Origin of the sequence: Methylobacterium thuringiense (assembly GCF_022179645.1) — a bacterium.
GTDB lineage: Bacteria > Pseudomonadota > Alphaproteobacteria > Rhizobiales > Beijerinckiaceae > Methylobacterium > Methylobacterium thuringiense.
The window spans coordinates 172,711-192,228 of the sequence record NZ_BPRA01000015.1; the positions used below are offsets into that span (position 1 = coordinate 172,711).

Genomic DNA, 19,518 nt, shown 5'->3' on the forward strand with positions numbered 1-19,518 from the left:
TCAAGTGACCCGGCGCGATAGGGCGCTGCCGGATCGTCTAAAGGCGGTCTGAAAATCCGACCGGCACCCGCTGGCGCGCGCCGATCCTTGTCGCGGGCCTCGTCCGCTCGCCGCGGACGAGGCCGACGGCCAAATCAAGCGTTGCCGGTGGTCTCGAAATCGGCCGGGGAAGCCGGGGCCGTCTCGGCTTCCTGCGCAGCCGTCTCGACCGGAACGCCGATGCGCTCGGCGATCGGCGTGAGGTTCCGCAGCGAGGCGAGGTGCTGATAGATCAGCTCCATCTCGTCGGCCTGCATCAACTCCGCGAGCTTGTCGGCAGACAGCGCCTTGAGCCGGTCGCGGTTGACCACGCTGAACCCCGACAGGGTCGAGCGCTGGCCGGTGCGCAGGGTGAACTGCGCCTGCATGGATTCCAGCAGGTCGAACTCCTGCAGACGCTTCACGAACAGCTTGGTGCGCTGAAACTGCGTCTGGTAGGCCTGCAGGAAGCCGAGCACGTTCTGCAGATACTGCGTGCGGTCCCCGTCGGCATCGAACAGACGCTCGCCGCGACCATCGTCGTTGCAGCCGGAGAAATCCTCGTCCACGCAGAGCGTGAAGGTGGCGTCGGGGTCGTTCGCGTTGTCGCTGGAGAACACGAACGGGTAGCGGCGCAGGAAGGCCGGAACGTAGGCGCCGGACCAGGAGCCCGCCTCGCTCACGTAGAGGTTCTCGCCGTCCCGGATCCCGAGGAGCGCTACCGGGATGATCTCGTCGTCGGCTCCGCCGAACACGATCGTATACTCGGCCCCGGCATTCGGGAACTCGGCCACCATCAGGGGCACGGAGTTCACGCCACGGGCGAATTCGAATGTCGTGCCGGCCTTGACCGACCAGCCGCCGTGCCGCTGCCGGGTCACCGGAACCGCACGTTCGTAGATGAGAAGCTGCTTACTCATTCTGACCCCACGTTGCCACGCATGTGCGCTTCCCGCATCTTTGCGTTCCGCTAGCTACCAGCTAAGGCCCGATTTGCGGAGGGATTGCACGGCTTTTCGATTGATCCAGCGTCTCAGTTTTCGGGTGCTGGAGTGCGGATGCGGGCGACGGCGGCCCAGCCACAACAGCCACCACGGACGATGTCGAGCGCCATGAGCCCGCCCGCGCGAACATTCCTGCGATCGCCGACAGTCGCCTTCAAGTATTAATAAAATATTCAGCCCCGCGGCACTGGTCGTGCGTGCAATCCGATTGCCGGCAAGCGAACCGAAAGCCGATGCACTGGCCGGTCCTTTCGACAGAATACGAATGTCGCTCCCTTCGCTATTTATTAAAATTCCTCAAAAAAACATTCTTTGGACAGATAAATTTATCGATATCATTTTAATTTTATTGAAATAGGATTTCACTCTGAATTTCCGCCTTTTATCGACCAGAAGTAAAAGCAGTTAAGCAAACGATGTCTCGACAGCATCGATCGCTCCAATCGCCAATATAGAAATATCACGAAATTTTATCTTGATCGACATTAGACGAGTCAGGAATTCGGACGTGAGCGAATGGGACGCTGAGCCTCTTGAAAGCGGCAGCGGTGCCTTTAGCTTGCTCGCAGCTTCTGTTGTTGAAGCGTCGCATATGACTGAAAAAGCAAGATCGGTCCCAGAATCAAATCACGTTCCAAGCCGGGATAAGAAATAATTCACGGTTGCAAGTTGATCGTCGGCGCCTCGACGTCTTCGGTCGCACGACGAGGGCGCGGCGCTGCGTCTGACCGACCCCTGACGACACCGAAACCTTCCCCTGCCCTTATCGTAGAAGCCTCCGTCCGCGTGCCGATCCTCCAGCGCCTCGACTACCTCTCGACAGGTCTGCCGAACGAGAAGGCGCACGAAATCTGGAAGGGCGTCGTCGGCACCCTGTTCGAGCCACGCGTCGTACACCCGAACCAACGCCTGCCGACCGGCTCCGCGAGTGGCGTCGTCATGGGCGATATCATCGTCGCGCGCGTCGTCTTCGGTGCGCAGAGCTTTCGGCGTGATCGCGACCTCGTTGCCCGGACGCCCGATCACATCCTATTCCACCTCTATAATGTCGGCGGCTTCAACGGCCTGATCAGCGGCCACCAGACGACGCTGTGGTCGTCGCAGGTCGCGATTATCGACCTTGGCTTCGAAGTCGATACGTTCGCGACCTCCTCCGATACGGTCTCGCTGATCGTCCCGCGCGCGCTGCTGCCCAACCTCGCCGGCGGCCCGTTGCCACCCCGACTCGATCCGGCACGCAACCGCCTGCTGGCTGCACATCTCATGGCCTTGCGCGAACGCAGCCTGTTCCTCCAGGAATCGGAAGTCGCGGGCGTCGTGGAGCATACGGCCGACTTCCTGCAGGCGCTCCTCGACCCGGTGCGGTCGAAGGACCTCGCGCAGCAGGAGCAGGAGTTCGAGACCTGCTATGTCGCCCTCGCCGAGCAAGCGATCCGCAACCATCTCGCCTCGCCCGACCTCTCGCCGGAACTGATCGCCAACGAGATCGGCGTGTCACGCGCCACGCTCTACCGGATGTTCGCGCCCCATGGCGGCATCATGCGTTCGGTCCAGGAGCGCCGCCTGCTCGCGGTGCGTGCGGCCCTGAGCGATCCGCTCGAGACGCGGCGCCTCTCGCGGCTTGCGACCGATTTCGGCTTTCGCGGCAAGGTCCATTTCAGCCGTGCCTTCCGCGCGCAGTTCGGCGTCACCGCGAGCGAGTTCCGGGCCGAGCAGGTGGCCTCGGCCCGGAAATCCGAACGGACCGGCCTCGACGTCCTGACACTGTGGTGGGATCGACTCGGCGCCGTACGCTGACGCGACCGTCCTCAGGCCGACGGCCGCTGCCAGCGGCGCCCGATCGGCTTCAGCAGATCGGCCTCGAGGCCGAATTTTTCGATGTAGGCCGTGTTGAGCCCGAGGCATTCGCGAGAGGCGCAAACATCCCGATGCACGCACTGGTAGAAGCCGTTGCGCGCGAATTCCGTCCAGAAATCCGGGTCGATGTGCAGTTCCGGCTGGCCGTTGACGAGCGCGTCACCAAGGTCGCCGAGCAGGCACTCCGGAAAATTCTTGATCTCGACCGCGCGTCCCTGGGCACGGGCGCGGGACACCGCTTCCCGTAGATAGGGCAGCACGTCGCCATGACGCGGGACGAGGCCCTTCTCGTCGCGCTCGGACATCGGAAAATAGACCCAGAATTCCATCTGGGTCAGGCGCCGGAGATGGCTCAGTCGATCGACGAGATCGGGCAGGAGGCGATAGCTCCGCTCCGTCACGACGGTGTTGGTGAGCGTCGCCACGCCCTCCATGGCGTCGAGGGTCTCGAGGCCCCGCAGCGCACGCTCGAACGATCCCGGCACGAGGGTCAGCGCGTCGTGGGTTGCTGCGTCGCTGCCGGCGACCGAGACGAAGAACTCGTCGACGCCGGCCTCGACGAGGCGACGGCAATAGCTCGCCTGGCCGAGATGCATGCCGTGGGTCTGGATGCGGACATGCCGGAAGCCGCTCGCCCGCGCCCGGCGCGCCAGATCCGGCAGGTCGCGCCGCAGGGTGATCTCGGAACCCGTCAGGATCAGCCCGATCCAGCGCTTTTCGCGTGCGTTAAGCGCCAGCAGCGCTTCGAAATGGGCGTCGGATTCCGGCGCGAGCCGGTCCATCGTGCCCTCGATCATGCAGTGGACGCATTTGAGATTGCAGCGGAATTCCATCGTCAGGGAGACGTAGGCTGCGTGATCGTAGCGTCCCATGACGTCTTTCGCTGCGAAGACTTCGGTGCGGTGCTCGTGAGAGCGGGTCGGAGGCGACTGTTATCGTGGGCAGAGAGATTCAAAGAAGGCCGTAATAGGCACTCTTCGTGACCGTCAGCCGTCCATCGACGACGGCATAGTCGATTCCGAGATCGAAGAGCAGATGCGACAGACGCCGACGCTCTGCGCGCACGAAGTCGCGAATCTCGGCCGGATAGGCGAGACGGTCGAGGAAATACAGCAGCCCGTCGACGTCGATCCGCGAGAAGTAGACGCCGTCGCAGAGGCGCTTGTTGGCCACCACCACGACACCGCAGCGCATCAGTTCGGGCCAGAGGATCGCGTCGCGGTCGAGGCCGGGCAGGTCGAGATGAGCCGAGCAGGCGGTCTTCGCCGCGATGGCTTCCCGCTCGGTCGCGGTCTCGAAGAAGCTGTAGAGGTTGTCGAGGACGAGGCCCTGAGCGGTTAGGCCGTAGCACAGGCCGGAGGAGACGCTACTGCCGGGATTGCCGAGATAGACGTTGAGCCGGTCGAGGCTCCGCGTGCCGCGCGCCAGGGCGTCGTCGAGGTCGAGGGAGAACATGAAGTAGGGGCGCGCGCCGGGATAGTGCAGGCCACAGGGCGCGAAGGGCGCGAGGATCGCGAGCACGCGCTCGATCGAGACGCTGCGCTCCAGCCGGGCGTAGTCGTAGAAGTAGAACTCCCAGGTGGTGACGCCGTCGCGCAACTTGGCCCCCCAGACGCTGCGGCCGGGACCCAAGCCAGCCCGCAGCGCGTCGCAGATCGCGAAGAGACGGCGATCCGCGCCGGCCGCGGTCAGGGAGTGCCAGAGCAGGCTGGACTGGCGCAGCCGGCCGGCCGTGGGTCCGAGGGGCTCGTAGTCCCACAAGCAGTAATCGGCGTAGCGGTCGCCCGGCGCGGCGTATTCGAGGCGCGGCGGGTCGAGGCCGGTCATGAGCCGGCCATGCCGGAATAGACGGTAAGGAAGGGCCGCCCGTCGCGCCCGAGGCCGCCGGCCACGTGCCCCAGGGCCTCGTCGCGGCGCTCGCCCAAGACCGCCGCGACCGCCTGCGGCGCGATGCCGAGATCCGCGAAGGCCGGCGCGAGCAGCGGCTCCACGTCCGCCACCATGAGGCCGCAGGCATAGAGATTGAGATCGTAGGACAGGCGGGGCCCGGGCTCCTCGCGGGCTTCGAGATAGTGGATGGCGCCCCGCCCCCGCTCCTGAGCCAGCCCGAGCACGGCGTGGGCGAGGCCGATCACGCCCGACCCAGCCTCGCCCCAATCCGCACCCATCCGCGTCAACCGGGCCCCGATCTCGGCGGCCGCGCGCACGCGCGGCCAATGGTAGAGCGTCACCACCGGAGGCGTCGCCGCGTGCGAACTCCACTTGTAGGCCCGGTGGACGAGGAGCGGCTCGCCCTTGGTCTCCGCCTTCTGCCAGGCCGTGTCGGTGTCGGCCGACCATTCGACGTAGAGCTTGTAGAGGGCGCCGGAGGGACCGTCCTCGTAGCCGAGATGCAGCACGTCGGCCTCGCCAATCAGGCCGGCGGCCTCCGCGCGCTCCCGCTCTGGCAGGCCGAGCTTTTCCGCCAGCGTGTCCAGGGTCTGCCCGGGCTGTAGCCCGAGGCTGGTGCGGTGGAGACTCACGAGGAAGCGTTCGACCTGGAGCCCGCCCGGCGTCGCCTTCACGGAACGCTCGTAGCCGTAGGGTTGGCCGAGGCCGGCGACGAGATCGGCGAGTCGCGTACCTTCAGGCGTCCGGCGCAGGCTCGCCGGCCCGGATGCAGTCGCGGCCACAGTGATGCGAGCGACCGGCCCGGCGGCGGGTGCCGTCCCGTGCAACGGTTCGAGGAGGCTGGCGTGCAACGCCGTCGCGTCGGCGACCTGCGCAGCGCGTGCCCGGATCTCGGCGAGGTATCCGCCAATCTCGCGGCCATCTGCAACATCGACCGGTGCGAAGGCCCGGCGCGGCAGGAAGTCGGCCCCGGTGAACAGCAGGTAGTAGTCGGTCTCACCGAACACCGCTTCCTCGCGCGGCACGACATGGCCGGCGACTTCGTAGAGATCGAGACGGTCGGCAAGCCCCTCGGGGAGCTTGGCGCGCGCCGCAGCCCAGACCGGTTCGGGTCTCCGTCCGAGCACATAATGCGCCGCAAGCGCTTCCAGCGCGTCGTCGTGCAGGCGGTTCATCCGGGCGGTGTAGGACCGGCGCAGGATCTCCGCCCCTTCCCCGCGCGGCAGATGCGCGACGAAGGCTTCGAGCGCGACGAGATCGAGATCGAGGCCGAAGCCCGCCAGCGGCTCGACGGCGCGGGCCGCGGCGCCGAGGGCGACGACGTTGCGCAGCCAGGGATTGCGCCGACCGCTGGGCAGGCTGCGGTGGACGATGTGCTCGCCCAGGCCGAACGCCGCCTGCAGGGCCGCCTCGGCCGCCTCCGGCGTGGTCGTCTCGCCGTCATAGGCCAGCACGGCTTCGGTGCGGCCGGCGAGCGGCAGCGACGCGGTCCAGCCCTCCGGCAGGCCCGCATAGGTCGTGAAGGGCGGCGGATCCGGTGCGGGCGGTAGGGACAGGCTGACGAGGCTGTCGCAGGCGGCGCTGTCCGCGATCCAGGCTTCGCCGAGCGTCTCGCCGATCAGCAGCGCCGCCGCGCCGGTACAGTCGAGAAACAGGTCGCCCTCGACGCTGGCGCCGCCTTCGAGATCGAGGGAGCGGATGTTGCCGGAGAAGTCACGGCTCGCCCCGAGCACGCGCGCCGGGACGGCCCGCACGCCTTCCGAGAGCGCGATCTCGCGCAGGAAGCGGACCAGGGCGGTGCGATCGAGATGGTAGCCGTAGCTGCTGGCCTCTACGGCCGAGGAGACGCCCGTTTCGTTGCGTGGACCGCGCCCGGCCGCCGCCATCAGCGCCTGCGGCGCATAATCGGCGTACGCAGCCCCCGACCCGCCCTCGTTGCGATGCTTCAGCCAGTAGTGGAACAGATCGCGCCCATTGATGCGTGGGCCGCAGACCCCGAACGGGTGCCAGTGCCCCTGCCCCGCCTCGAACCAGTCGTCGAAGCGGCTGGCGACCCGATAGGTCGCCCCGCAGCGGCGCATGAAGATGGCCTCGTCGATGCCGAGGCCGCGCAGGAAGCGGGTGAGGATCGGACGCGTCGCCAGGCCGACGGACGGTCCGGCCGGCGGCACCGGTCCGACCACCGTCACCGTCCAGCCGACCCGGCGCAGCATGCGCCGCAGGTAGGCGGCGGCGGTCCAGGCCGCGAGGCCGCCGCCGGCGATCACGAGGCGCGGTGGCGCGGTACGGGAAGGCTCGAGCATCAACGCGGCTCCAGGGATAAAGTCGCTGGGACCCCGAGCGGCGTCAGGGCGCCGAGGGTCTCTGCGATGTGGTCGGGGAGATTTCCGGACCCCAATATCTGATCGGCTCCCGGCCGTACCCGGTCGCGCTGAAGGGTGTAAGTCGGGCGCAGCAGGGTGTCGTAGCGGCCGAGATAGGCGTCGAGGGCGTGCAGCAAGCCGGACGCCGCCGACGGATCGCGACGGGCCTCCGTGGTAAAGCTGCGCAGCTTGCGCGCGAGCGCCATGTCGAGTGGCAGGTCGAGCCAGATCAGGTGGTCGATGAGCGGCCCGGTTTCGGCATGGGCGCGGCCGAGCAGGGTGTCGAACACGATGACGGGCCGCCCTGCGCCGGTCCCGGGCAGGCGCAGCGTGCCGCCGCCGTCACGGTCCCTGACCGGCTCACCGTTCCGCAGCCGTGCGAGGTCGCCGGCCAGACCCGGCACGGGGATCTCGTCGAGCGGCGCGCCGCGCGCCAGCCACGCCGACACGCGCTCCGGCGGCCAGCCAGTGATTTCCTCATACGAATCGTAGGACAGCACGGGCGCGCCGAGACGCTCCGCCAGGGCGCGACAGAGGGTCGTCTTCCCGCTCCCCGGCGGGCCGGCGACGGCCACCACCAGCGCCGGCCTCACGACCGGCCCCCAGGCTTGCGCGCCGCGATCAGGTGGAACGGCGTCTCGAGGTCGATGCGGTCGACGGTGATCTCGGTGAGACCCTGTGCCATCAGCGTCTCGGCGTAGAGCCCGGCCTCGCGGAAGAACGGTTGGAAGACGAGGTCGGCCGCCTGGACGTAACCGGCCGGACGGCCGCGGAGCGGCACGGGCGTCCGCTCGTAGACGACGAGGCGGCCTCCCGGTGCGAGGGCCTGCGCGGCGCGGGTGAGGAGAGCGCGGGCCTCGTCCGGCGGCCAGTCGTGCAGGACCGACTTGAAGGTGACGAGGTCGTGCCCCTCCGGCAGCGGATCGCGCCGCATATCCCCGGGCTGGAAAGTGACGCGCGAGGCTTCCGGCCGCCCCGAAAGGTTCTCCCGGCCGAGGGCACAGACCACCGGCAGGTCGAACACCGTCGCGGCGAGCTCCGGAGCCCGCCGGCAGGCCTGGGCGGCGAACTCGCCGCTGTTGCCGCCGAGATCGAGCAGACGCCGATGGCCCCCGAGGTCGATTCGGTCGAGGCCGGGGCCGGCCTCGTAGCGCGTCAGACAGGTCGTGTAGGAAACCCAGCGCCGGGTCGCGGCCAGGTTGTCCGGGGTGACATCGAAGCAGCGGTCGTAGCGGAACAGCTCGAAGGTGCGCGAGGCTGCCATGAAGGCCGGAAGATCCGCGATGAAAGCAGGAAAGCAGCGGCGCAGGTCCTCCGCGGCGGCGGCAGCGAAGCCGAGCTTTGCCGCAATCAGGTCGCGGTGCGGCAGCACTGCGCGAAAGGCCGCGGCGAGTGCCAGGAGGCCGGCGCCGGGCTCTTCGAGGATGCCGCCGCCGACGAGAAGGCCGGCGAGGCAATCGAATCGCGCCGGATCGAGGCGAAGTGTGGTGGCCAGCGCATCAGTCGCGGCCGTCGCCTGCCGGTCGAGGCGGTCGATCAGACCCTTCTCGAACGCGAAAGTGAGGGCGTGGGCGACGACCTCGCTTTCGAGAAAGCGGTCGACCCGCGGAAAATCGTCTACGTCCACGTTACGGTTCCGACATCTCTTCGGCCCATGCACCGTCCTGGCTGGCCGGCATCAGCGTGAGACGGGACCGCCGGCACGGGAGCAAGATCGCGGGCCGGGTGTCCGCGAAGGAATGCGAATTCTGAGACGCTGGATCAACGCAAAATCCTGCGCGGTCGTCGCACTTGCCATATTCCATTCGTGATCGGACCGCACAGACCGTGCAATAACTCCTAGTGCGTCGTCTCGCGGAAGCGCAAGGCAACGGGAATGTGCTGAGGGCACGAGACAAGCCGCCAGTTCCATGGCGGCTTTATTCGTGAAACGTCTTGCCGAGGACTAGGGTCTTTCACGCCGTGCAGGTCGTATCCGGCGGCGCGGATCGGGGTCCGGGTGTTTAGCGTCAACGGGGGAACAGTCGTGAGCGAGACCAACGAGGCCAAGGGCGGCGCTGCGGATCAGGTACGGGCCATCGAGTGGCGTGAAAACGACATGGCGACCCAGTTCGCCAACGTCGTGAACGTCCAGGGGACCCGCGAACAGGTGGATCTGTTCTTCGGAACGAACCGGACCTGGAATCTCGCCGAGACGGCGAATGTCGTCGTCGACCTGTCGAACCGCATCATCCTTACGCCGCTCGCGGCCAAGCGCCTCCACTCGGTCCTCGGCGGCGTCCTGACCGAATACGAGAATCGCCACGGCCGTCTCGATCTCGACGCCTGAGCAGATTCAGCAAAAACGGGTCGTGGCTTTGCGGCCGAAACTGCTGTTCAGCAGCAACCTGAGCGGGTTCGCTCAGGTCCGCAAGCAGAACTTCGTCACGAAGGGGGCCAAGGGGCGATGAGCGAGCGTTTGGCGGCGGAGATTGCGTCGACGGCCGGGCCGGCTGCGCGCCTGCCTCTGGTCGAGCCCGCGCTCTGGCAGGTTCTCCAGACCGCCCAGACCCTGCAGGCGGCGGCCGAGGCTTGGCTCATGCTGCAGGCGCCGATGCTGGGGGCGCCGCGCGCCTGCGTGCTCATCCCGGGGACCTCGGTCGGGCTCGCGCCCATCGCGGTGTTCCCGATCCAGACCGAGTGCGAGGTCGGCCTGCGCGAGACGGCCGAGGCCGCGCTGCGTGAGAACCGGCCCGTCGTGCAGGCCATGGAGGAAAGCGGGACCGGCGCCTGGATCGCCCTGCCGGTCGTGCTGGACGGCGAGCGCTTCGCCGTGACGGCCTTCGCGATCGAGGGCCGCGACAAGGACGATCTGCGCAGCGCGATCCGCCAAATCCAGTGGGGCAGCGCCTGGCTCGTGGCCAAGCAGGCCGAGCTGATCGGGCGCGGTAACCAGAAGACCCTGGCGCGCTCGTCCTCGGTCCTCGGGCTCCTGGCCGGCGTGTTGGAGCAGTCGCGCTTCTCCGCCGCCTGTACCGCCGCCGTCACCGACCTCGCGATCGCCTTCGGCTGCCAGCGCGCAGCGATCGGCTTCATGCGGCGCGGCACCGCCCGGATCAAGGCGATCTCCCACTCCGCCCAGTTCGGCCGCGAGATGAACCTGGTGCGCCGGCTCGGCGCCTGCATGAACGAGGCGGTCGACCAGCGCAGCCTGATCCTGTTCCCCGCCACCGATGGCGACGTCTACGTTACGACGGCACACGAGGACCTTGCGCGCCTGCAATACGGCGGCCGCGTGCTCACCGTGCCGATGCTGGTGGACGACCGCTTCGTCGGCGCTCTCACGCTGGAGCGGCCGGCCGACCAGCCCTTCACTCTCGATACGATCGAACAGATCAGCGCCTGCGCGGCGGCGATCGGCCCGGTGCTCGAAGAGAAGCGCCAGAACGACCGCTGGCTCGCCGCCAAGGCAGCCGAGTCGGTCATGAACGGCATGCGGCTGGTCGTCGGCCCGAATCGGACCGGGTTGAAGCTCGGCATCGCCGGCGTCGTTGCGGCGATCCTCGCGCTGTCGGCGATCAAGATCGACTATCGCGTGACCGCCGACGCCCGGATCGAGGGACTGGTCCGGCGCTCTGTGGTCGCCTCATACGACGGCTACCTGAAGACGGCCGAGCACCGGGCCGGCGATACGGTCCGCAAGGGCGATCTCCTCGCCGCGCTCGAGGACCGCGACCTCGCCTTAGAGCGCCTGCGCTGGGTGACCGAGCGCCAGCAGCGCACCTACGAATACGACAAGGCTCTCGCCACGCGCCAGCCGGCCACGATCAATGTGGTCAAGAGCCAGATCGACCAGGCCGACGCGCAGATCCGCCTCCTCGACGAGCAGCTGTCGCGCTCGAAGTTCCACGCGCCCTTCGACGGCCTGATCGTCTCGGGCGATCTCTCCCAGGCGATCGGCGGCTCGATCAGCCGCGGACAGGTCCTGTTCGAGATCGCGCCGCTCGACAGCTACCGGGTCGTGCTCAGCGTCGACGAGCGCCTGATCGCCGACCTGAGCGAGGGCCAGACCGGGCACGTGCTCGCCACCTCGCTGCCCGACCAGCCGCAGGCGCTCACGATCCAGACGATCACACCGGTGGCCGAGGCCAGGAACGGCCGCAACCTCTTTCGCGTCGAGGGCCGGATCACGGATGGCGCCACCCGGCTGCGGCCGGGCATGGAGGGCATCGCCAAGGTCGATGTGGACCGGCGCCTCCTCGTCTGGGTCTGGGCACGACCGATCGTCGACTGGCTGCGCCTGACCCTTTGGCACTGGTGGCCGTGAGGGCGTGAGGGATGTCCCAGTCTCTCTTCAGCCAATCCTGGTACCGGGTCGCGGCCCTGCGCCCGCGGCTGCGCCGCCACGCCGAGATCCACCGGCAGAGTTTCCGCGGCGAGATCTGGTATGTCCTGCAGGACCACCAGACAGGACGTTTCCACCGGCTCTCGCCCTCGGCCAACCTCATCCTCTGCCTGATGGACGGGCGCCGCACGCTGCAGGACATCTGGGAGCGGGCGGCCCGCCGCAATGAGGACGACCCGCCGACCCAGGACGACACGATCCGCCTGATCTCGCAGCTGCACGGCTCGGACCTGCTGCAGGGCGACCTGCCGCCCGACCTCGCCGAACTCGCCGAACGCGCGGAATCGACGGCCCGGCGCACGCTGATGGCCCGGGTCAAGAACCCTCTGGCGCTACGTTTCGCGCTGTTCGATCCCGACGCCATCCTCGACCGTCTCGCACCGTTCTATCGGCCGATCTTCTCGCTCTGGGGCCTCGCCGTCTGGCTCGCCGTCGTCATCGCCGGCCTCGTCGTCGCGGCCCTGCACTGGGGCGAGCTGACCGGCGACGTCGCCAACCAGATGCTCTCGGCGCAGAACGTCGCGCTGATGCTATGCCTCTATCCCGTGATCAAGGCCCTGCACGAGACCGGACACGCCGTCGCCGCTAAGGCCTGGGGCGGCGAGGTGCATGAGGTCGGGATGATGCTGCTCGTGCTGTTTCCGGCGCCCTACGTCGACGCCTCGAGCTCCGCCGCGTTCCCCAGCAAGTGGCAGCGGATGATGGTGGCCGCGGCCGGTATCTTCGTCGAGCTTTTCCTGGCGGGGGCGGCAGCCATCGTCTGGGCGCTGGCCGAGCCGGGCCTCGTGCGCGCGGCGGCCTTCAACGTGATGGTGATTGGCAGCATCTCGACGCTGGTGTTCAACGGCAACCCGCTGCTGCGCTTCGACGGATACTACATTTTCGCCGACCTCATCGAGATCCCCAATCTCGGCTCGCGGTCGAACCGCTACTTTTTCTATCTGATCGAGCGCTATGTCCTGAAGATCGAGGGGACGAAGAGCCCGGTCACCGCGAACGGCGAACGGCCGTGGATGCTGTTCTACGCGGTAAGTGCCTTCGTCTACCGCACAACCGTCTCGATCGCGATCGCGAGCTTCATCGCGACGCAGTACTTCGTGTTCGGCGTGATGCTCGCATTGCTGGCGCTCGTGGGCACCGTCGTGAGCCCGCTCGTGAAGGGCATCAGGTTCATCCTGTCGGACCCGAAACTGAACGGGCGCCGCCGGCTCGCGATGACCGTCACGGGCGCTGCGGGACTGGCAGCGTTCGCAATCCTGTTCGTGATCCCGCTGCCCTACACCACGATGGCGCAGGGCGTCGTCTGGGTGCCCGACGACACGCAGATCCGTACCCGGACCGACGGAATCCTGACGAACCTCCTCGTGCAGCCCGGCCGGGACACCCAGGCCGGCGAGGCCCTGGCCAAGCTCGAAGACCCGAGCCTCGACAGCCGCGTCGCAGTCCTGCAGGCGCAACTTGCGGAGCTGCGCCTGCGCTACGACGCGGCGCGGCTCGGCGACCGGGTCCAAGCCCAGATCCTGCAGGAGCAGATCACCAGCACGCAGGAGATCCTGCGCGTCTACAGCGAGCGTCAGGCCGGCCTCACGGTGCGCACCGAGCATGCCGGGCGCCTGATCGTTCCGGGCGCCGTCGACCTGCCCGGGCGCTATCTGCGCCGCGGCGAGCGCATCGGCTACGTGCTGACCGCCGACGACCCGGTCGTGCGGGTGGTCGTGCCGCAGACCGACGTCGACCTGATCCGCAACCGCACGCAGGGCGTCGCGGCGCGACTGGCGGAACGTCCCGAGGAGGTGCGCGTCGGCGCGATCCGCCGCGAGGTGCCGGGCGCCCAGCAGGAGATCCCAAGCCTCGCCTTGGCCACGCAGGGCGGGGGCACCATCGCCGTCGACGCGAGCAACCCGCAGAAGCCGATCGCGCTCCAGAGCATCTTCGTGTTCGACGTGCAGCTCGCCGGCGGCCTGCCGTTCAACGTGCTCGGCGAGCGTGTCTACGTCCGCTTCGACCACGGATCGGAACCTGTGGCATGGCGTGTTCTGCGCAGCCTCCGCCAGGTCTTCCTGAGCCAGTTCCGTGTCTGAGCCGCTGATCGCCCTGGCCCCGTCGCAGATCGCGCCGGCCGAGGCCGCTTGGCGGCTGCCACAGGCACGGGCCTATACCGAGCGCAAACCCCTGAAGCCCGACCGCCTCGACCAGGCCGTGGCCCAGGTCGTCGGTCTGGTGCGCGCGGGTCTCGCAGGGGTGAGTGCGCGCCGCTATGGACGCATCGCACACGACGCCCTGGCACAGGCACAGGCGATCGACGCGTTGTCCGACGCGACGCTCCGCGAGCGGGTTCGCGGTCTCGCCGGACGCCTGCGAGGGTGCACGACGTTTCGCGATGCCGACATCACCGACGCCTTCGCCCTGATCCGCGAGGTCTCGGGCCGGGTCAGCGGCCAGCGCCATTACGGCGTGCAGATGATGGGCGCCGCCGCCCTGCTCGACGGCCGCATCGCCCAGATGGCGACAGGCGAGGGCAAGACCCTGACGGCGACGCTCGCCGCGGGTACCGCGGCGCTGGCCGGGCTCCCCGTCCACGTCGTCACCGTGAACGACTACCTCGCCGAGCGCGACGCCGAACTGATGCGCCCGCTCTACGCCGCCCTCGGTCTGACAGTCGGCGTGATCAAGGAGAAGCAGGAGCTGGCCGAGCGGGCGCAGGCCTATTCCTGCAACATCACCTACTGCACCAACAAGGACCTCGCCTTCGACTACCTTCGCGACCGCATCGCGCTGGGCCAGCGGGCGAGCGACGTACGGCTGAAGCTGGAAAGCCTTTACACCGCGGTAAACCGGCTCGGGCAGTTGCGCCTGCGCGGCCTCTACTTCGCGATCGTCGACGAGGCCGACAGCGTGCTGATCGACGAGGCCCGCACGCCGCTGATCATCTCGGCGCAGGCCGGCTCGCAATTTGCAGACGACGTGCTGTCGCGGGCTATGGAGATCGCCAAGACACTGGCGAGCCCGCGCGACTACGCGATCGAAGCCTCCGAGCACCGAGTCGTCTTCACCGAGGCCGGCCGCGCGCGGATCGCGGACCTAGTCTCGGGCGACGGGGCGGCCTGGCGTGGCCGCGTCGTCCGCGAAGGGCTCGTGCGTCAAGCCTTGTCGGCGCTCCACCTGTTCCACCGCGACGAGCATTACATCCTGCGCGACGGCAAGATCGTGATCGTCGACGCCAACACGGGCCGGGTCATGCCGGACCGGACCTGGAGCGACGGTCTCCACCAGATGGTCGAGCACAAGGAGGGCTGCGCGCTGTCGAGCGCCCGCACGACGCTCGCCCGCATGACCTACCAGCGCTTCTTCCGGCGCTATGCCCGGCTGTCCGGCATGACCGGCACGACCCGTGGCGTCGCCGCCGAGTTCTGGACGGTCTACCGGCTGCCGGTGGTGCGGATCCCGACCCACCGGCCGCTCAAGCGTGCGCATCTTCCCGACGAGATGCTCACCGACGAGGCGGAGAAGTGGAAGCGAGTGACCCAGCGCATCGCCGAGCTGCACGCGCGGGGATGCCCGGTCCTCGTCGGCACGCGCTCGGTGGGGGCGTCCGCCCGGGCGAGCGCCTACCTGACCGGGGCCGGCCTGCCGCACACGGTGCTGAGCGCCGCCCAGGACAATGCGGAGGCCTCGATCGTCTCCGAGGCCGGGCAGCTGGGTCGCATTACGGTGGCGACGAACATGGCCGGGCGCGGCACCGACATCAAACTCGGGCCGGGCGTGGCGGAACGCGGCGGCCTGCACGTCATCATGGTCGAGCGCCAGGACGCACGCCGGATCGACGACCAGCTCGCCGGCCGCAGTGGCCGCCAGGGCGAGCCGGGCTGCTTCCAGGCGATCCTCTCCCTCGACGACCCGCTGCTTGCCGGGGGCTTGATCAAGAGCGGTGCGGCCCGGCGCATCATGGCCCTGCTCGGCCACGAGCGGGGGCAGGCCTTCGGCTGCCGCCTGCTGCGCTTCGCCCAGTTCCGGACCGAGCGTCTGCATGCGCGCATGCGCGCCGACCTTCTGCGATCCGATCAGATGCAGGATCGCATCCTGGCCTTCGCCGGCCATTCCGAATGAGAACTCTGCCGAATGAGAACTCCGCCGAATGAGGACCCCGTGATGACGTCTCGGCCCGTACGCCACACGCAGCTGCTCGCACTCTCGCTCCTGGCAGCATGGATGGCGACGTCGGCCGGCGTCGCACAGGCGCAGGAGACCCGCGTCGATTGTGTGGTCGAGCCCGCGCAAAAGCTGAAGATCGGCAGCGCCACGCTCGGCATCCTCAAGAGCGTGCCGGTGAACCGCGGTACGACCGTCAATGCCGGCGACGTCATCGCGCGGCTCGATTCGAGCGTGGAGGAGGCGAACGTCGCGCTCTCGCGGGCGCAGGCCGAGTCGGTCGCCACCATCGAGGCCCAGCAGACCCGCGTTGAACTCTACAAGCGGCGCCTCGACCGCCAGAGCCAGCTTTCCAAGGGCATCGTCACACAGGAACGGCTCGATCAGGTCGAGGCCGATTACGAGATCGGCCGGCGCGACCTGCAGACCGAGATCCTCAAGCGCAAGCTCGCGGGGATCGAGCTGATGCGTACCGAGGCGCAGCTCGAACTGCGCATGATCCGCAGCCCGATCCGGGGGATCGTCACCGAGCGCCTGATGTCCGCGGGCGAGTTCGTGCGCCAGGACAGCGCGATCTTCACCCTCGTCCAACTCGATCCGCTCTACGTCGAAGCTTATCTGCCGGTCTCGCGCTGGAAGGAGATCAGCCTCGGGATGGCGACGACGGTCGAACTCGACCAGCCGATCGGCGGTACCTACGAGGCCAAGGTCACGGTCGTCGATCACGTCTTCGACGCTGCGAGCGGCACCTTCGGCGTACGCCTCGAATTGCCGAACCCGGATTTCAAACTACCCGGCGGCCAGCGCTGCAAGGTCGGCTTCCCCCTACCTCAGAAGGGCCCCCTCGCGACGGCCGTGCCCTTCGGCCGATAAGGAAGACACACCGACGGACTTATCGGTACTGTCCGGCAACCCAATCCTACCGATCTTGGCGCCAGGGGTGGTGCAACTGACGGGTGATCATCGCCGGCCTTCGACGTTGCTTCGACCCGCAAGACTCAAGCGTCGTCTGCTGGGCTCACATCGTCGGCACGCGACGCGCCGCGGTTTCGCGCAGGGTCCTGTCGGCGTAGGTGCCCTTCACCGCTTCACGACCGCCGTGGGTGGCTAGATCCAGCACCAGAGCGCTGTGGACGAAGGCGAGATGGCTGAAGGCTTGGGGGAAGTTGCCGAGGAAGCTGTTGTCCCGCTCGTCGATTTCCTCGGCGTAGAGTCCGACGTCGTTCTGAAGCGCACGTAGCGCCGTGAAGCGCGTCTGCGCCTCCTCGATGCGGCCAAGCCAGGCCAACGCGTCGACCAGCCAGAAGGCGCAGATCAGAAAAGTGCCCTCGTGGCCCGGCAGGCCGTCGTCGTTGCGGTAGCGGTAGACCAGCGGCCCATGGCCGAGGCGCTCGACGATCACGTCCACGGTTTTCGCGAAGGCCGTCTCATCGACCGGGAACCCCACCATCGGTGCGATCAGGAGCGCGGCGTCGACGTCGTCGCTGCCGAGGAACTGCGGATAGTAGCCCTCCGCATGGATGCCCTCGCCGTTGACCCGGGCGACGATCCGGTCGCGCTCGGCACACCAGTCGGGGCGCTCGCCGAACAGCCGGATCGCCCGATCGAGGGCGACCCAGTTCATGATCGCGGCGTGGAGATAGTGCTCCTCGGGCTTGCGCGGCTCCCACAGGCCGGCATCCTTCTCGTGCCAGTGCCGGGCCGAGAAGTCGGCGAGTTGGATCGCCTGGGCCTGCGCGGCTTCCGAGATCGTGCCGCCGAGGCGGTGGTAGAGGTAAAACAGGTCGAGCACCTGGCCGTAGGCGTCGCTCTGGTGCTGCTCGGCGGCGAGGTTGCCGTGGTTGACCGGAGACGACCCGCGCCAGCCCTCGAAATGCGCGATCTCGCGCTCGGTCAGCCTGGTCTCGCCGCCCACCCCGTAGAGCGGCTTGAGGCCGCCGCCCTCACGATCCGACAGCGTGCAGACGAAGCCGAAGAACGCTTCCGCCTCGGCCACCATGCCGAACTTCTTCAGCACGTAGAAGGACAGGCAGGCGTCGCGGATCCAGCAGAAGCGGTAATCCCAGTTGCGGACCCCGCCGATCTCTTCGGGCAGCGAGGTCGTGGCCGCGGCGACGATGGCGCCGGAGGGCTCGTAGGTCAGTGCCTTCAAGGTCAGCGCGCTACGGATCAGTTCGTCGGAGAGTGGGCCGTCATAGGCCGCGCCTGCCGCCCATCCGACCCAGGCGCGCCGTGCCGTTTCCATCAGTTCGCGAGCCGGCAACGCCTCGAAGCTGCCGGCTCCGGCTTCGAACAGCGCGAAGCTGCAATCCTCCAAGCCGCCCAGGGTGAAGCGGGTGACGGCGCAGCCATGTTCCAGCTCGAACCGGGCCTCGGAGACGAGGCAAGGCAATCCTTCCCCCGTGACGCGGCCCTCCGAGATCACGAGATCTGCAAAACTGTCGGCAAACCCGGCGAGCGGACGATAAATCGCCACCACCGGCACCGCACCCGACACGCCCGTCACCAACCGCACCAGGGTCGGATGCCCACCCTCCGGCGCCAGCATGAAGTCGTGCAGGCAGAGTACGCCGGACTGTGTGGTGAAGGTCGTCTCGAGGATGTTGGTGCTGGCGAGGTAGATCCGGCGACTCTCGAAAGGCTCGTCCGGCTGGATCGTGAAATAACCCCCGCGATTGCGGTCGAGCAGCCGGGAGAAAACCGGCTCGGCGTCGAACCGCTCCAGGGAGGCCCAGTCGATCGAGCCATCCCGCGCGACGAGCGCGCTGCCTCGGCAATTGCCGAGAAGGGCGTAGTCCTCGATGCGCTGGTAGGGACGCGCGTCGGATCCGGTCATGCGTGTGCTGTTCTCTATGGGTGATGAAGGCAGCGACGCCGATGCTGCCGCTCATGCCGAAAGGCGGAAGCTCGGCTCTAGAAGGCCGCGAACGCCGACCGTGAGCAGGAAGGTGCGGCCGTGGTCCGGGTCGGCGGCGCGCTCGTCGTCGGTCATGCCCTCGTAGGCGCTGGTGATGAGGAGGCGGTCGAGGGCGGGTCCGGCGAAGGTCGGGCAGCTCGGGCGGCTCGCCGGCACGGCAATGGTGCGGACACGCTCGCCTTCGGGACTGTAGGCGTCGATGCAGCCCGCACCCCAGCGTGCGCTCCAGATCAGCCCCTCGGCATCGACCGCCGCGCCGTCGAGGCCGCCCTCGCCGCCGCGATGGTCGTAGAGGGTGGCGGGCTCGCCCGTCGGCAGGCCGGTGCGTCGATCGACGGCGACGCGTTTGAGCCGGTCGTCGTCGGTGTCGGCGAAATAGGCGGTGGCGCCGTCCGGTGAGAAACAGATCGCATTCGGGATGGTGAGGCCGCCATAGAGCCGCGTCACGCGGGTGCCGACCACGTGATAGATCCCGCCGCGTCCAGCCTCGGCGTTGCGACCCATGGTGCTGATCCAGAGCGCGCCGCTCGGATGCACACGTCCGTCGTTGGAGCGGGTGCCCGCATCGTCGGCCTCCAGGGGGCAATGCAGCGAAAGCTTTTCGTCGGCGATGATGCGCAGATAGAGCCCGTTTTCGCCTGCCAGCAATTGCCGCTCGCCGTCGACTGCCGCGACGGCGCTCGCCATGAACGGCAGAGCGTGCTCGCGAACCCGTCCCGAAGCGAGGGACGCCGCGAACAGGCGGCGCTCCAGGATATCGACCCACCACGCCGTGTCGGTTCCCGGATCGTAACAGGGCCCCTCGCCGAGATGGCAGCGCGGCGCGTCGAGAATCTGGATGGCGTCCCGTGCCGGCATAGTTGTCCTGGGCGAAGGTTCGTCGTTGATACCCTGACGCGTCAGGCACGCGGATCATCCCGCGCCTGCCGGTATGAC

At 68.0% G+C, this 19,518-nt stretch carries 14 protein-coding genes; 6 read left to right on the forward strand and 8 right to left on the reverse strand.

Annotated features, from left to right (window positions below):
• Positions 1-134 precede the first annotated feature (134 nt).
• Positions 135-938 (reverse strand): SapC family protein, encoded by an 804-nt coding sequence (locus MFF07_RS16870; protein WP_147813995.1) that lies wholly within the window; start codon positions 936-938, stop codon positions 135-137.
• Positions 939-1,808: 870 nt separating this feature from the next.
• Here MFF07_RS16870 and MFF07_RS16875 point away from each other — a divergent pair.
• The gene (locus tag MFF07_RS16875) at positions 1,809-2,819 is read left to right on the forward strand and encodes a helix-turn-helix domain-containing protein (RefSeq protein ID WP_187272403.1); all 1,011 of its coding nucleotides are present in this window, start codon (positions 1,809-1,811) and stop codon (positions 2,817-2,819) included.
• Positions 2,820-2,830: 11 nt separating this feature from the next.
• On the opposite strand, the gene MFF07_RS16880 is transcribed toward MFF07_RS16875, so the two are convergent.
• From MFF07_RS16880 to MFF07_RS16900, 5 genes are all read right to left on the reverse strand, one after another.
• A complete protein-coding gene (locus tag MFF07_RS16880) occupies positions 2,831-3,751 on the reverse strand; it encodes a radical SAM protein (protein ID WP_147813993.1) in 921 nt (306 codons plus the stop codon).
• Positions 3,752-3,830: 79 nt separating this feature from the next.
• Positions 3,831-4,706, reverse strand: coding sequence for a hypothetical protein (locus MFF07_RS16885; RefSeq protein WP_147813991.1), 876 nt, complete (start codon positions 4,704-4,706; stop codon positions 3,831-3,833).
• Positions 4,703-7,072: a tryptophan 7-halogenase gene (locus tag MFF07_RS16890; protein WP_238232412.1), complete on the reverse strand. Its 2,370-nt coding sequence runs from the start codon at positions 7,070-7,072 to the stop codon at positions 4,703-4,705. The genes MFF07_RS16885 and MFF07_RS16890 overlap by 4 nt, the downstream gene beginning before the upstream one ends.
• Positions 7,072-7,725: an AAA family ATPase gene (locus MFF07_RS16895; RefSeq protein ID WP_147813987.1), complete on the reverse strand. Its 654-nt coding sequence runs from the start codon at positions 7,723-7,725 to the stop codon at positions 7,072-7,074. The genes MFF07_RS16890 and MFF07_RS16895 overlap by 1 nt, the downstream gene beginning before the upstream one ends.
• Positions 7,722-8,759, reverse strand: coding sequence for a methyltransferase (locus MFF07_RS16900; RefSeq protein WP_147813985.1), 1,038 nt, complete (start codon positions 8,757-8,759; stop codon positions 7,722-7,724). The genes MFF07_RS16895 and MFF07_RS16900 overlap by 4 nt, the downstream gene beginning before the upstream one ends.
• A 399-nt stretch (positions 8,760-9,158) precedes the next feature.
• Between MFF07_RS16900 and MFF07_RS16905 the strand changes: the two genes are divergently transcribed.
• From MFF07_RS16905 to MFF07_RS16925, 5 genes are all read left to right on the forward strand, one after another.
• Positions 9,159-9,461 carry a DUF3467 domain-containing protein gene (locus tag MFF07_RS16905; protein WP_147813983.1) on the forward strand — a complete coding sequence of 101 codons (303 nt, stop codon included), beginning with the start codon at positions 9,159-9,161 and terminating at the stop codon, positions 9,459-9,461.
• A 117-nt stretch (positions 9,462-9,578) separates the two neighbouring features.
• Positions 9,579-11,438, forward strand: a complete 1,860-nt coding sequence (locus MFF07_RS16910; RefSeq protein WP_147813981.1) for an efflux RND transporter periplasmic adaptor subunit — start codon at positions 9,579-9,581, stop codon at positions 11,436-11,438.
• Between the two features lie 11 nt (positions 11,439-11,449).
• A complete protein-coding gene (locus MFF07_RS16915) occupies positions 11,450-13,597 on the forward strand; it encodes a PqqD family peptide modification chaperone (RefSeq protein WP_238232413.1) in 2,148 nt (715 codons plus the stop codon).
• Entirely contained in the window at positions 13,590-15,623 is a 2,034-nt protein-coding gene (locus MFF07_RS16920) for a preprotein translocase subunit SecA (protein WP_147813977.1), read from the forward strand. Before MFF07_RS16915 ends, MFF07_RS16920 begins: the two co-directional genes overlap by 8 nt.
• A 102-nt stretch (positions 15,624-15,725) precedes the next feature.
• Entirely contained in the window at positions 15,726-16,538 is an 813-nt protein-coding gene (locus MFF07_RS16925; protein ID WP_373322383.1) for an efflux RND transporter periplasmic adaptor subunit, read from the forward strand.
• 145 nt (positions 16,539-16,683) lie between these two features.
• On the opposite strand, the gene MFF07_RS16930 is transcribed toward MFF07_RS16925, so the two are convergent.
• Together MFF07_RS16930 and MFF07_RS16935 are read right to left on the reverse strand one after the other, a co-directional pair.
• Positions 16,684-18,501 carry a glycoside hydrolase family 15 protein gene (locus MFF07_RS16930; protein WP_147813973.1) on the reverse strand — a complete coding sequence of 606 codons (1,818 nt, stop codon included), beginning with the start codon at positions 18,499-18,501 and terminating at the stop codon, positions 16,684-16,686.
• A 51-nt stretch (positions 18,502-18,552) separates the two neighbouring features.
• Entirely contained in the window at positions 18,553-19,440 is an 888-nt protein-coding gene (locus MFF07_RS16935; RefSeq protein WP_147813971.1) for an SMP-30/gluconolactonase/LRE family protein, read from the reverse strand.
• Between the last annotated feature and the right edge of the window lie 78 nt (positions 19,441-19,518).

Coding starts and splice junctions, on each gene's coding strand:
- MFF07_RS16870 (WP_147813995.1), bottom strand. CDS start 938: ATGAGTAAGCAGCTTCTCATCTACGAACGTGCGGTTCCGGTGACCCGG.
- MFF07_RS16880 (WP_147813993.1), bottom strand. CDS start 3,751: ATGGGACGCTACGATCACGCAGCCTACGTCTCCCTGACGATGGAATTC.
- MFF07_RS16885 (WP_147813991.1), bottom strand. CDS start 4,706: ATGACCGGCCTCGACCCGCCGCGCCTCGAATACGCCGCGCCGGGCGAC.
- MFF07_RS16890 (WP_238232412.1), bottom strand. CDS start 7,072: ATGCTCGAGCCTTCCCGTACCGCGCCACCGCGCCTCGTGATCGCCGGC.
- MFF07_RS16910 (WP_147813981.1), top strand. CDS start 9,579: ATGAGCGAGCGTTTGGCGGCGGAGATTGCGTCGACGGCCGGGCCGGCT.
- MFF07_RS16915 (WP_238232413.1), top strand. CDS start 11,450: ATGTCCCAGTCTCTCTTCAGCCAATCCTGGTACCGGGTCGCGGCCCTG.
- MFF07_RS16925 (WP_373322383.1), top strand. CDS start 15,726: ATGGCGACGTCGGCCGGCGTCGCACAGGCGCAGGAGACCCGCGTCGAT.
- MFF07_RS16930 (WP_147813973.1), bottom strand. CDS start 18,501: ATGACCGGATCCGACGCGCGTCCCTACCAGCGCATCGAGGACTACGCC.
- MFF07_RS16935 (WP_147813971.1), bottom strand. CDS start 19,440: ATGCCGGCACGGGACGCCATCCAGATTCTCGACGCGCCGCGCTGCCAT.